Origin of the sequence: Pseudomonas sp. S35 (assembly GCF_009866765.1) — a bacterium.
GTDB lineage: Bacteria > Pseudomonadota > Gammaproteobacteria > Pseudomonadales > Pseudomonadaceae > Aquipseudomonas.
Genome location: NZ_CP019431.1, coordinates 481,760 through 494,760, shown reverse-complemented (window position 1 = coordinate 494,760; position 13,001 = coordinate 481,760). Strand labels below are relative to the sequence as shown.

Genomic DNA, 13,001 nt, shown 5'->3' with positions numbered 1-13,001 from the left:
TTTTAATCGATTGGAGAATACGGAATGTCTTCCTTGCTACGCGCTACCCTGATCACCCTGGCCCTGCTGACCACTGCTGGCTGCACCAGCAAGCCGGTGCTCAACACCCAGCACGACCTGCAGGCCGATACCCAGGTCAGCGAAGAAAAAATGAAAACCGTCATCGTCAACGCCTTGCAGAAACGCGAGTGGACGGTGCAACGCCTGAGCCCGCAGTTGGTGCAGGCCGAGATCAACGTACGCAACCAGTATTACGCAGCCATCGACATCCGCTACACCCGCAACAGCTACGCCATCACCTACCGCGACAGCCGCGAGCTGGGCTACAAGGACGGCAAGATTCATCGCAACTACAACCGTTGGGTGAACAACCTGGACCGCGACATCATGGCCGCGTTGCGCAACGGTGGTGTGAGTGAATCGGGCTCGGCGGCGCAGTTGTTTGAGCAGACCGGGACCACCAAGTAACACTCGATTGCTGTGGTGAGGGGGCTTGCACCACCAAAACGGCCTCGTTTTCTCGGGTTATGTTTTCACCAAAGGAGTGTCAGTTAACGCATCTGTGACTGACACTCCCTCATCGGGAGCAAGCCCCCTCCCACATTTTCGATGAGGGATTGGAACCCATGCACATCAATGTGCAGCCCTGAGCGTCAACAACTCCACAAACGCCCTGGCCATCGGCGTCTGCCCTCCCTTGCGCTGCACCAGCCATACCGACGTCACCGCCTCCGGATCCAGCAAGGTGCGATACACCACGCCATCAATGCGGATGCGCTGGTAAGACGCCGGCAGCACCGACACGCCCAGCCCCGCCGCCACCAGGCCGATGATGGTCATCGCCTCTCCCGCTTCCTGGGCGAAGTGCGGGCTGAAGCCAGCGTCGCGGCACAGGTTGAGCAGTTGGGCATACAGGCCACTGCCGTAGCTGCGTGGGAAAAACACAAAGGGCTCGTCAGCCAACTGCGCCAGATACAAGCCCCGCTCGCTGCCTTCCACCAGCGGGTGACCGGCGTTCAATACGGCGACCAAGGGTTCACGCATCAGCTCGATGACACTCAACGAGTCCGGCAACGGCAGCGGCCGCATCAGCCCCACCTGGATCGACTCATCCACCAGCGACTCGGCCACTTCGGTGCTGCTCATTTCCTGCAGGTTCAGGTGCACTGCCGGGAAGGCCTGGCGAAACGCAAAGATCGCCTGGGGAATGCTGGCGTTGAACGGTGCGGAAGAAGTAAAACCGATCTTCAACTCCCCCAACTCGCCCAACTGCGCGCGACGGGCGACATCCGCCGCCTTATCCACCTGCGCCAGCACCAGCCGCGCCTCGTGCAGGAACAAGCGCCCGGCCTCGCTCAATTCAACCCGGCGATTGGTGCGCTCGAATAACCGCGCGCCCACCTCCCGCTCCAGTGCCTGGATCTGCTGGCTCAGCGGTGGTTGCGAGATGCCCAGCACCTGGGCGGCCCGGCCAAAGTGCAACTCTTCGGCAACGGCGATGAAGTACCGCAGGTGACGCAATTCCATGCAAACCCCATTAGGTCGTAAAAGCTATCAAACAGGTCGAACAATATATTGGAAAGAATCATTAGCCAGCTATATTCTTTTTTGCAGTGCCCGCCCTGGCCGGCTTTTGCTCCCCGAGGTCCCCGTGAAATCTGCTGTCGCTCCACTCGCTCAAGACGTTCCGCCCACCGCCCTGGATGAGGTGGTGGCCCAACTCAATGACGAGTACATCGAAAAAGGCACGCCGATGTTCATGCGCACGGTACTGGCGTTGTTCTCCGGCGGCTTTGCCACGTTTGCTCTGCTGTACTGCGTGCAGCCGATGATGCCGGCGCTGTCCCACGAGTTCTCTATCAACGCGGCGCAAAGCAGTCTGATCCTGTCGGTGTCCACGGCGATGCTGGCGTTGGGCCTACTGATCACCGGGCCGATTTCCGACACCCTGGGGCGTAAGCCAGTGATGGTCGCCGCGTTGTTCTGCGCCGCCCTCGCCACGATTGCCAGCGGCCTGATGCCGTCCTGGGAAGGGATCTTGCTGATGCGTGCGCTGGTGGGCCTGTCACTCAGCGGCCTGGCCGCCGTGGCCATGACCTACCTCAGCGAAGAGATCCACCCGCAACACATCGGCCTGGCTATGGGCCTGTACATCGGGGGCAATGCGATTGGCGGCATGAGCGGGCGCTTGATCATCGGCGTGTTGATCGACTTCGTCAGTTGGCACACCGCGATGCTGATCATCGGCGCCCTGGCGCTGATCGCGGCCACGGTGTTCTGGAAGATCCTCCCCGAATCGCGCAACTTCCGCGCCAGCAGCCTCAAGCCGCGCAGCCTGGTAGAGGGCTTTGTCATGCACTTCAAGGACGCGGGCCTGCCGTGGCTGTTCCTCGAAGCCTTCCTGCTGATGGGCGCGTTCGTGACCCTGTTCAACTACATCGGCTATCGCCTGCTGGCCGATCCCTACGACCTGAGCCAGGCGGTGGTCGGCCTGCTGTCGCTGGTGTACCTCTCGGGCATCTACAGCTCGGCAAAAATCGGCTCGCTCGCCGACCGCCTCGGTCGCCGGCGCGTGCTGTGGGCCACCATTGTGCTGATGCTCGCCGGCATGGCGTTGACCCTGCTCACCCCGCTGTGGCTGGTGGTGCCGGGCATGCTGATCTTCACCTTTGGTTTCTTCGGCGCCCACTCGGTGGCCAGCAGTTGGATCGGCCGCCGCGCCGTGAAAGCCAAGGGGCAGGCCTCGTCGCTGTACCTGTTCTGCTACTACGCCGGATCGAGCATTGCCGGGACCGCCGGTGGGTTCTTCTGGCACTTTGCCGGTTGGAACGGCATCGGTGCGTTCATCGTGGCGCTGTTGATCGGCGCGTTGCTGGTGGCATTGCGGTTGGCAAAGTTGCCGCCGCTGGCTTCAGCCTGAGACGGTTGCCCCGTTGAACGACATCCGCGCCATCACCCGCTTGCCCCGACGCTCATGCAGCACCACCGCGCCAATGTGCAGCACCAGCATCAGTAACAACACCACACAGGACAACACGTGCACACGGGTATACCAGGCGATGCTGGCTGGGTTGCTGTCAAACGGCGCGATGGACACCAGGTTAAAGATATTGATCGGGCGATCCATCATCAGCACGCCCGTTGCCAGCACCACGGCCAATACGACATACATGGCTTTATGAACCACTAACGCCATGCACTCCTGCAGCGAACGCTTGGATGAACACTCCAGGCCGTGGGTAATGGAGCAATACACGCGCAGGACGAACACCGGGATATAGAGCGCCGTCAGCGACACATTGAAGAACCCGACCCATGCCTTGACCGCGGCCGGGACCGTAAATACCGCCACATAAAAACCTGATAACAACGACCACAAAATAACAGCGGCCGAGACCCAGTGCAGCCCCTTCTGCATGGTCGAATAACGGGATGTTTTCATCGTTTTATCACCTGATCACTCTTTTAAAATACACATTACAGGCCCAGACCAACGGTCTGCGGGGCTAAATATTCGGGCAAATGGATGAACGAAGACGTAGGAAAAATCCTTAACAGAGCGCGAAACCTCCTAGCACGGACGATGCTCTACAGTTCAAGTCGAGCCTCCAGGCGGTTATCGCGCTTCTCCAGCGTGAGTCCCTCGAAGGCCCCCGCATCCCGTTCCAGCGCCGCCAACCAACCGAGCAACGCCGTCGCTTCGCCGCTGACGGTCAAACGCAATCGCTCGCTTTGCACCTCGACGTGATCAACCTTGAGCCCCGCAGCTTCCGCGCTGTCGTTGATGGTCGAGGCCGAGGGCTGAACCGCCGTCGCCCCGGCACGCTGCGGCTGGGCACGCTGCACTTGCTGCGCCAATACCTGTTGTTGCTGGTAATGCCGTTCGGCACTGGCCATGCGCTGCCGGCTGGGCTGCCACAATGTGTGGAATAGCAGTACACCGATCAGAAACGTCGCCAGCACGCCGAGTAAAAATCGATCACGAGGGGACAGCGCCCTCCAGGTTTGCAGGCCGTTCATGAGGGGTCCTCCAACATCAACACCGCGTGTACGCGATTGCCTTCCTTGTTGGCGTTACCCAGCCGCACCGGCATGCCACTCTGGCGCGCTTGGGCTTGCAACTGCTCCAGGGTGCTGAAGCCTTGGGCCGTCAACTGAATCTTCCAGCCCTCGCCACGCCGAAACTCCATGCGGTGTACCTCCACGTCAGCCCCGCCGAGCACCTGATCGGTCAGGCGCACCAGGCGTACCAATGGGGTCTGAGGTTCGCGCGGCGCCTGCCCTTGCACAGCGTTGAGCTGCGCGGCAAGGTCGACGATACGCGTCTGCTCCGGGTACAACGCCTGGAAGCGCGCAACACTCTGGCCATGAAGACTGCGGGCTTGCCCTTCGACATATTGAATACGCACCTGCATGAACCCCCAATCGATGACAAACGCCAAGGCGGCGGTCAGCACGGCAATTGACCAGGGCCAGGGTCTTCGGGCACGGCCGAATTCACCTTGCAACAAATCGATCGGCTGACCCTTGCCACCCCATAACGCAGCCTCGATATACGCCTGGTTTTGTACTGCATCCGGCCACTGCAAAGGAGCTTCCAGCGACGGTTCCAGCGCCTTGAGTGCGGGTGCCGAGATCGCCAGGCGCATGGGCCCGCCCACCACACGACGGCCATACCAATCCACTGCGGCGTGACAGTCGTCGGCAAGCAAATCGGCGTCGACGTGCACGCTGCTCACCTCGATGCCCAGCGTCGCCAACTCGTGCAGCAACGCCTTGAAGCGCGCCTTGTGCGTCACCAGCACCGGGATGCGGCCGGCTGCGTCGCGCTGGCCCACACTCACATGCACGGCATCCAGTTCCTCGGCCAACTGGTCTTCGATGGCGAAGGCCACCGCCTGGGCGGTCGGCCGACGTGTGGAAGGCCATACCTCACTGCGCAAAGCGCTGCACATTTCCATCGGCAACAGCAACCGGACCGGCTGGCGCTCCAGATGGCGTGCGACCTCGATCAGGCGCATGGGAAGACAGTCATCCGCCGCCCGCCAGACACAGCAAGGCCATTCGCTTATCGGGCCGCCAAGGCCTTCGGCGCTTAAGTGAAGCCAGGTTTTCATGAGGCGTTCTCGCTCAGTGTCGGCGCAGGGAAGCGACGTTGTACGACGCGCCAGCGTGCGGTTTTGGGGTCACGCTCAACCTCGCTGGCCAGACGCAGGTGGCTGGCCCCCAGATGGACGTCAACGTTGATACGAAACCAGCGACTGCTGACGCCAAGCCCGTGGCTGTTCACACCCAGCCCGGCGAGCAACGGCTCGTCGGTGAATGCCTGGGCGCTCGCGTAACCCGCTGCCGGCCGTTGACCCGCCAGCGCTTCGGCGATCGGCAGGGAGACACCGTCAAGAATCGCCAGCACCCGGGGCCGCGCAGTGTTGATGTTCAGGCTGGCATCCTTGGGCAGCAAGGCGACCCAGGGCGCCAGTTGTCGCAAGATTGCGCCGTCGATGCCAGGCAGTAGCCGCAGTTGGCTGAGTTCACGCAGCTCTGCCACCGAGCCCGCAGCGCGCAAGTCCAGCGGTGGCAGCCCCAGGGCGGCGAGCAAGCGCAGCCAGCGCTGCTCAACCACCTGATCCACTTGCCCGCCGCCCAGCAGCGCGTTGATGTTGAAGCGCGCAGAAAGGTCTTCAACCCGCAGCGTGATGCGTGCGTCTTGCCCCTCAAACGGCCAACTCATGCGTGCCCACGCCTGGCCGTTATGCACCCGCGCCCGCTCATCCTCGCTCGTCGACGCCAGTGTCACCAAGGCCCATGCCTCGGCCGACAGCGCCAGTTGACGCAACTGCACCTGATGAACCTGGCGAGCACTGCTCTTGACCATCAGTTGATGGCTGCGCAGCATGCCTGCGGTCAACAACAGCGCCAGGCTCATCACCAACAACACACTGAGCAGGGCGATACCCTGTTGGCGCTGTTTCATGGGGCACTCTGGGGCAGTGGCAAGACACGCCGCACCTGTTCGAAACGGCCCACCGACAGCACCACCTCCAGCGCCCGTGCAGGCCTCTGTGCCGCGCCTTTGCCCACCGGCCATACGCCGTGCCATCCGGTTTCAGGGTCAAACAGGCGCCAGCTCAACATGCGCACGTCGTCGAGCAGTTTCTGCCGTTCAACCACCGCTGATTCCACGCCTCGGCTTTCACGCCACAACACTTGCTTGTCCAGGCGGTAGAGCACCTGCTGACGCTCACTGCGCGGCAAATCCTGCGGGTTGCGCCAGTGTGTACGCAGCAGTTGCAAGGTCGTGGGGCCGAGGACCAGCACCGAGGACGCCACCTGCAGTGCATCCCGCTCGATCACGCCAATCGCCCGTTGCAGGCGGCGCAGCTCGTGTTCGTGGCTGGCCGTGGCCTGCTGCGCGCGCACCACGGTGTCGAACAGGCGCGCGCTGGCAAGGCCCAGCAGGCCAAAGATCGCCAGCGCGATCACCAGTTCCAGCAGCGTGAAGCCCGCCTGTTTATCCATCTGCGGCGGGTATCCAACCCTGCGTGCGATAGACCGGCTGATCACTGCCGGCAGCGCTTACGCTGATATCGACCTTGAGCAGGCGAGGATCAGTGGCTGGCGTGATCACTTGGTCGACCACCCAATCTCGCCCATCAAAGCGTTGCAGCAATTGCTGGCGCCCGGAGGAGGCCGGCTGCAAGCGCAGCTCGCTCAATCGGTTATCGGCGACCCAGGCACACTGGATACGCTCTTGCAGCCGCGCAGTCTGGCGCAATGAGTAGTGATTGGCGGTAATAACCGCGCCCGCGAGCGTGGCGAAAACCACCAACGCAATCATGACTTCCAACAAGGTGAAACCACGGGTGTTGGCCCGGCGATTGCGGCGGCGCCGGTGCTTAGCTTTCACTGGACAACGCTCCCACCCCATCACTGACAACCCGCGCCCACACCTGCTCCTCGAAGGCAAAAGACCAGACAAACGCACTGACTTCATCGCTGCTGAGCATCAGCAATTGCGGCGCGACGCTCTCAAGGCTCAAGCGCCGGCCTTCCTGTTCAAGATGAAACTGCATGCCTTCTGCCAGCCGCTGGGCTGCACCCGTCTGCTGCCAGCCCTGAGGGTCAAGGCGGTAGACCTGGTACCCATCACGCCGCACGCGCACGCCGTACTCGCGCCCCTCGATCACCGCTTGCTCGCGCAGGTGCTCGATCAGTTTCACCACCTCGCCGGCTTCCTGCCGCGCCTGACGGCCAGGGGTGTTGCCGGTCGTCAGGCCGACCGCGCCCAGCACGATGCCCATCAGTGCAATCACCACCATCAGTTCCAGCAAGGTAAAACCGCGGCTGTGCCTGGGCACGGGTCAGTCCCCCCAGTTGCCGATATCAGCGCCATGGCCTTCGCCACCCGCCACGCCATCGGAACCCAGGGAGTACAGGTCATAACCACCGTTGCCAGCACGCACCCCAGGATTCAGGTATTGATAGGGGGTGCCCCAGGGATCGACCGGCACGCTTTTCAGGTAACCCTGAGGGTTCCAGCTCCTCGGCACGGGCGTGCCAGCCGGGCGTTTGCTCAAGGCCTCAAGGCCTTGCAACGTCGAGGGGTAATGGCCGTTGTCGAGCCGGTACATCTCCAGGCTGGTGGCGACCGCCTGCACGTCGGTCTTGGCCGCTGTCACCTTGGCCTGGTCGGGCCGGCCCATGAACTGCGGCACCACAATGGCCCCCAGCACCCCAATGATGACAACCACCACCATGATTTCGATCAAGGTAAAACCACGTTGGCCGTTGGGCATTTTCAGCATTCAGTTCACCAGTTGGTTAAGGCTGAGGATCGGCAGCAGAATGGCCATGACAATCAGCAGCACTACGCCGCCCATCACCACCAGCATCGCCGGCTCAAACAAACTCACCACCAGCGTGATACGGGCGGCGAGGCTTTTTTCCTGTTGTTCGGCGGCACGCGCCAACATCCTGTCGAGTTCGCCGGCGCGTTCGCCGCTGGCGATCATGTGCAACATCAACGGCGGTATATCGCCGCTGGCGTCGAGGCCACGGGTCAGCGTGCCGCCCTCCCGGACCGCACGCGCGACATCGCCCATTCGGGCGCGAATGGTCACGTTGCCGATCACCGCCGCGGCAATTTCCAGGGCGTCCACCAGGGGCACCGCACTTTTGCCCAGGATCGCCAGGGTGCTGGCGAAGCGCGCCGCCTCCATCTCACGAAAGACGCCCCCCAACAACGGCAGGCGCAGTGCCTGGCAGTGCCACCGCCAGCGCCAGTGCGGCTGATGCAAGCTCCAGCGCAGCAGCACGCCCAACCCCAACAGCATCAACGCCAGCGCCCAGCCATAGGCACGCAAACCGTGGCTGACGGTGATCATGGCGTGGGTCAGCCAGGGCAGTGGCTGGCCGCTGTCGACAAAGATCTTCACCACATCCGGCACCACGTAACCCAGCAGGAAACCGACGATGGCCAGGCAGGCGAACATCAACAGGGCCGGATACACCAACGCCAGCTGGATCTTCTGCCGCGATGCCTGGCGGGCTTCGGTGTAGGCGGCCAACTGCTCAAGCACCTGTCCCAGATGGCCACAGCGCTCACCCGCCGCAATGGTGGCGCGAAACACATCGGGAAATGCCCGTGGATAGGCGCCGAGGGCCGAGGCCAGGGACTGCCCTTCCATCACCCGGTCACGTACCTGCGAAAGCAGGCCACTGACCCGTCGTTTCTGGCTTTGCTGCACCACCGCTTGCAGTGCCTGCTCCAGCGGCAACCCAGCCTGAACCAGGGTCGACAGTTGCAGGGTCAGCAGCGCCAGGTCAGCGGCACCCAGCCCTGCCGCCGCTCCCGCAGGGCCCACGCGCTCGCTCGCCAAGCGCATCTGACTCGGCAGCAGCCCGCGCTCACGCAGCAATTGCCGGGCATGGCGCGGGCTGTCCGCCTCTTGCCGGCCCTTGCACGGGCGGCCGTGGCGGTCCTGGGCTCGATAGTCATAGGTGGGCATGGTCAGTCCTCCTGAGTGACCCGCAGCAGCTCATCGACGCTGGTCTCGCCTTCCAGCACCCGACGGCGGCCATCCTCAAACAGGCTGCATGCATCGCGCCGTGCCTCAGCCAGCAACACTTGCTCACTGGCCCCCTGATGAATCAGTGCCGCCAGCACGGGCGTGACCCTCACCAATTCGTAGATACCGATACGTGCGCAATACCCCTGGCGGCATTGCTCGCAGCCAACCGGCGTGAACACGCGTGGCGCCTTGGTGGGGTCCAGCCCCAACCGCCGACAGACCTCGGCGTCGGCCACGACGGCGATCTTGCAGGCCGGGCACAACGCGCGCACCAGCCGTTGCGCCAACACGCCGACCAACGACGACGCCAGCAGATAGGCATCCACGCCCATGTCCAGCAGACGCGTCACCGCGCCGATGGCACTGTTGGTGTGGAGCGTCGACAGCACCAAATGCCCTGTGAGCGAAGCCTGAACCGCGATGTCAGCGGTTTCACAGTCACGGATCTCGCCCACCATCACCACATCCGGGTCCTGGCGCAGAATCGCCCGCAGGCCTCGCGCAAACGTCATCTCGACCTTCGGGTTGACCGGCGTCTGGCCGATGCCCGGCAGGTGATATTCAATCGGGTCTTCAACTGTCAGGATGTTGCGGGTCTGGTCGTTGAGATGGGCCAGTGCGGCATACAAACTGGTGGTCTTGCCTGAACCGGTGGGGCCGGTCACCAGGAAAATCCCGTGGGGCCGGCCGAGCAGTTGCTGCAACGGCCCAAGGGTGCTCGGCGCCATGCCCAGACGGGCCAGTTGCAGGCGTCCGGCCTGTTTGTCGAGCAAGCGCAGTACCACGCGCTCGCCATGGGCCGAAGGCAGTGTGGAAACCCGCACGTCCACTTCGTGCCCTGCCAGGCGCAACGCGATGCGACCGTCCTGTGGCACACGCTTTTCAGCGATGTCCAGGCGCGCCATGACCTTGATCCGCGACACCAGCAACGTCGCCAACTCACGCCGTGGCCGCAGCATTTCGCGCAATTGCCCATCGACACGCATGCGCACCACCAGTGTGTGCTCGAAGGTTTCAAGGTGAACATCCGAGGCTTTTTCCCGCACCGCCTCACTGAGCAATGCGTTGATCAACCGAATGATCGGAGCGTCGCCTTGCTGCTCCAGCAAGTCAGCGGTCTGCGGCACCTGGTCCACCAGGCTGAGCAGGTCCAGCTCATCGTCCAACCCTTGGGCAACTTGCTCGGCGGCTGTTTGCCCCTCGCTGTAAATCCTGGCCAACGCGAGGGCGAAGGCTTCGTCGGTGAGCAGACGCAGCGGCAACTCGTGATCGCTCAGGCGGCGGGCCTCGGCAATCGCGCTCAGCGGCGCATCCCCTCGAACGGCCAAATGCCCAGCGTCGATCACTACGCCAAAACGCCGGGAAAACCCGAAGGGCAAAGGCTTCATCGCTCACCCTGCGCCGACCGGCGCGGGTCGAACAAACGTGCCGCCTCATCGGGCAACGGCGGCCCCGACTGGCGCTCATCGCGCAGGTCCTGATAACGCGCCTGGCTGATCTTGGAAAGGTCCTGGCCACTGCGCACGATCGTGGGGCGCAGGAACACCATCAGGTTGCTCTTGACCTGGGTATCACGGCTCCAGCGAAACAACGCGCCGAGGTAGGGAATATCGCGCAACAGCGGCACGCCGCTGGTCTGGGTGCGCACGCTGTCCTTGATCAGGCCACCGATCACAATGATCTCGCCGTCGTCTGCCAGGATCGTGCTTTTCAGCGCGCGCTTATTAGTGATCAGGTCCGAGGAATCAACCCCGGCGACCGCCGGGGCGATATCGGAGACCTCTTGCGCCACTTCCAGGCGCAGGGTCGAGCCTTCGTTGATATAGGGCTTGATCTTGAGGCTGATCCCGACGTCCTTGCGCTCCACCGTGGTGAAGGGGTTATCCGCACCGCTGCTGTTGGTGGCGTAGGAGCCCGTCTTGAACGGTACGTTCTGGCCGACAATGATTTCTGCTTCCTGGTTGTCCAGGGTCAGCAGGCTCGGCGTCGATAGCAGGTTACTGCGCGTATTGCTGGCCAGGGCGGAGACCAGCGCACCGAAACGATCGCCGCCCAGCCTGAGCAGGGCGCCTTCCGGCACGGCGGTCTTATCATCGAACGTGAGGGCGCCAAGGATCGGGATGCCGGTACCGGGGAAGTTGATAAGCCCCTGCCCATCGCCGCGATTGAGCGCCCATTGCACCCCGAGCGCCTCGCTGATATCGCCGCTGACTTCCACAATGGCCGCGTGAATCAACACCTGGGCCCGAGGCTGGTCCAGCTCGCGCACGATGCCCTCAAGGGTGGCCAGTTGCGTCGCTTCGGCAACCACCACCAGGGCATTCTGGCTTTCATCGGCCCTGACCATGAACGGCGCTGCGGCCGTCGCATCTTTCAGGCTCACGATGCCAGGTTGGGACTTCATGCTCTGTCCCATGGAGTCCAGCACCTCGGCCAATTGCTTGGCGTCGCTGTAGCGCAGGCGAATGACACGGGCATTGTCCAAGCGCGCGGGCGTCGCGGTATCCAGGCTGCGTGCCAGTTGCACCAGACGCTGGCGCACCGCCGCCGTGCCGACGATCACCAAGCGGTTACTGCGCGGGTCAGCCAGGACCTGGATGGCACTGTCGGCCGCCTGCTTACCGATGGACGCCTCCATCAGCCGTGCGATATCCGCGGCCACACCGTGGCGCAACTCCACCAGCTCATGGGCATTCTTCGCGCCGGAATCCAGTTGCCGAACGACATCGCCAATGCGTTGCACGTTGCGCGCAGTGTCGGTAATCACCAGGGCATTGGCGGACACCGAGGGCCCGACGTAGCCATTGGCTGAAATCAATGGCCGCACCAGCCCCGCCAGGTCCGCCGCACTGCTGGCGCCCAACGCGATGACTTGCGTGACGAACTGCTGCGCCGCCGACGTTCGCTCGTCGCCAGTGCTGGCCTGGGTCTTGGCCTGGGTCGCGGGAACAATCAGCAACTGGTCGCCCTGGTCGATCACGCTGAAATCATGGGCATCGAGCACGCTGTAGAACAGCCGCCGCACGCCCTCGCGATCCAACGCCTGGCGAGACACAACGGTAATTCGGCCGTCAATTTTGGGGTCGAGGATTACCGTTGTGTCGAGGATGGTCGACATTTCCTCGACCACATCGCGCAATTGGGCGTTGTTCATCGCCAACTGCCAACGCGGCTCTGCCGCCGACGCGTGTCCGATAGACAGCAGCATGCCCAGCATGAGCGTCCCTACAGCACCTGTGCGACTCATGGACTTAGTCACTCCCGGGTTGCTCGACCGTCGGTCGAAAATGAACAGAGGGCGCCGCCAGACTGCGCGCCTGCGCCGCCGGCAAAAAGTGCCCGCCCGGTGTATGCAGGACCAGCAACTCCTCACGGCCCTGGCGCCACAACACCACCTGCGCACTTTCGATGCGCCGCAGCAGACTGCCGCCCGGCAATCGCTCGCCGGCGTGGTAAAAACGCGTCCCGTCGGGGCCCGCCAGCAAGGCACGAGAATCGCTGCCATCGGCAACCACAGTGGCGTGCAGCGTCAGCGGTTCTTTGCTGTTCAAAGGGCGGCCTTGCGCGGTCATGCCAAACACCGTCGCCACCGCCTGGGTATTGAGCGCGACGGGTTGCGGCACGCCGATCACCGGCGCCGGCAGCACCTGCACGGCCACTTCCCGGGTTTGACGAAACAGCCATTCCTGCCACGCCAGCGTCAGCCCGTAGCCCAAGGGCAACAACAGCAACAGCGCCCGCAACATGGCCGGATTCATAATTCCCCACTGGCAGAACCTTTTTTGAAATAAACAGCGTGATACGACACGGCGCCGGCGAACTACCCGCCCGTCGAACAACGCCCGCACTTCGTCATTTGACGCGGTGCGCCAGAATCAAAAGTATTCGGATAAAAAAGACACCCGGATAAGTTCACGCGAACTTATCCGG

General features: G+C 63.0%; 15 protein-coding genes. 2 read left to right on the top strand and 13 right to left on the bottom strand.

Annotation, left to right across the window (positions count from 1 at the left end; all coding sequences use genetic code 11):
* Positions 1 to 24: 24 nt before the first annotated feature.
* Complete coding sequence (locus tag PspS35_RS02105; RefSeq protein WP_159932567.1) at positions 25 to 468, top strand: hypothetical protein; 444 nt, start codon at positions 25 to 27, stop codon at positions 466 to 468.
* A gap of 165 nt (positions 469 to 633) precedes the next feature.
* On the opposite strand, the gene PspS35_RS02100 is transcribed toward PspS35_RS02105, so the two are convergent.
* A complete protein-coding gene (locus tag PspS35_RS02100) occupies positions 634 to 1,527 on the bottom strand; it encodes a LysR family transcriptional regulator (protein WP_159932566.1) in 894 nt (297 codons plus the stop codon).
* A 124-nt stretch (positions 1,528 to 1,651) separates the two neighbouring features.
* Between PspS35_RS02100 and PspS35_RS02095 the strand changes: the two genes are divergently transcribed.
* Positions 1,652 to 2,920 (top strand): MFS transporter, encoded by a 1,269-nt coding sequence (locus PspS35_RS02095; RefSeq protein ID WP_159932565.1) that lies wholly within the window; start codon positions 1,652 to 1,654, stop codon positions 2,918 to 2,920.
* Here PspS35_RS02095 and PspS35_RS02090 read toward each other — a convergent pair.
* From PspS35_RS02090 to PspS35_RS02035, 12 genes are all read right to left on the bottom strand, one after another.
* Entirely contained in the window at positions 2,912 to 3,442 is a 531-nt protein-coding gene (locus PspS35_RS02090) for a cytochrome b/b6 domain-containing protein (RefSeq protein ID WP_159932564.1), read from the bottom strand. The genes PspS35_RS02095 and PspS35_RS02090 overlap by 9 nt on opposite strands.
* Positions 3,443 to 3,588: 146 nt before the next feature.
* Positions 3,589 to 4,020 (bottom strand): type II secretion system protein GspM, encoded by a 432-nt coding sequence (gspM, locus tag PspS35_RS02085; RefSeq protein ID WP_159932563.1) that lies wholly within the window; start codon positions 4,018 to 4,020, stop codon positions 3,589 to 3,591.
* A complete protein-coding gene (gene gspL, locus PspS35_RS02080) occupies positions 4,017 to 5,117 on the bottom strand; it encodes a type II secretion system protein GspL (protein WP_159932562.1) in 1,101 nt (366 codons plus the stop codon). The genes gspM and gspL overlap by 4 nt, the downstream gene beginning before the upstream one ends.
* Positions 5,114 to 5,974 carry a type II secretion system protein GspK gene (locus PspS35_RS02075; protein ID WP_159932561.1) on the bottom strand — a complete coding sequence of 287 codons (861 nt, stop codon included), beginning with the start codon at positions 5,972 to 5,974 and terminating at the stop codon, positions 5,114 to 5,116. The genes gspL and PspS35_RS02075 overlap by 4 nt, the downstream gene beginning before the upstream one ends.
* On the bottom strand, positions 5,971 to 6,519 hold the full coding sequence (locus PspS35_RS02070) for a type II secretion system protein GspJ (protein ID WP_159932560.1): 549 nt from the start codon (positions 6,517 to 6,519) through the stop codon (positions 5,971 to 5,973). Before PspS35_RS02070 ends, PspS35_RS02075 begins: the two co-directional genes overlap by 4 nt.
* Positions 6,512 to 6,907 carry a type II secretion system minor pseudopilin GspI gene (gene gspI, locus PspS35_RS02065; protein ID WP_275113836.1) on the bottom strand — a complete coding sequence of 132 codons (396 nt, stop codon included), beginning with the start codon at positions 6,905 to 6,907 and terminating at the stop codon, positions 6,512 to 6,514. The genes PspS35_RS02070 and gspI overlap by 8 nt, the downstream gene beginning before the upstream one ends.
* On the bottom strand, positions 6,897 to 7,358 hold the full coding sequence (gene gspH / locus PspS35_RS02060; RefSeq protein ID WP_159932558.1) for a type II secretion system minor pseudopilin GspH: 462 nt from the start codon (positions 7,356 to 7,358) through the stop codon (positions 6,897 to 6,899). Before gspH ends, gspI begins: the two co-directional genes overlap by 11 nt.
* Positions 7,359 to 7,361: 3 nt before the next feature.
* Positions 7,362 to 7,805 carry a type II secretion system major pseudopilin GspG gene (gspG, locus tag PspS35_RS02055; RefSeq protein ID WP_159932557.1) on the bottom strand — a complete coding sequence of 148 codons (444 nt, stop codon included), beginning with the start codon at positions 7,803 to 7,805 and terminating at the stop codon, positions 7,362 to 7,364.
* On the bottom strand, positions 7,806 to 9,008 hold the full coding sequence (gene gspF / locus PspS35_RS02050) for a type II secretion system inner membrane protein GspF (RefSeq protein ID WP_159932556.1): 1,203 nt from the start codon (positions 9,006 to 9,008) through the stop codon (positions 7,806 to 7,808). It lies immediately after the preceding gene.
* 2 nt (positions 9,009 to 9,010) lie between these two features.
* A complete protein-coding gene (gspE, locus tag PspS35_RS02045; protein WP_159932555.1) occupies positions 9,011 to 10,459 on the bottom strand; it encodes a type II secretion system ATPase GspE in 1,449 nt (482 codons plus the stop codon).
* A complete protein-coding gene (gspD, locus tag PspS35_RS02040) occupies positions 10,456 to 12,288 on the bottom strand; it encodes a type II secretion system secretin GspD (protein WP_238786051.1) in 1,833 nt (610 codons plus the stop codon). The genes gspE and gspD overlap by 4 nt, the downstream gene beginning before the upstream one ends.
* Before the next feature lie 34 nt (positions 12,289 to 12,322).
* The gene (locus PspS35_RS02035) at positions 12,323 to 12,829 is read right to left on the bottom strand and encodes a type II secretion system protein N (RefSeq protein WP_159932553.1); all 507 of its coding nucleotides are present in this window, start codon (positions 12,827 to 12,829) and stop codon (positions 12,323 to 12,325) included.
* Positions 12,830 to 13,001: the final 172 nt, after the last annotated feature.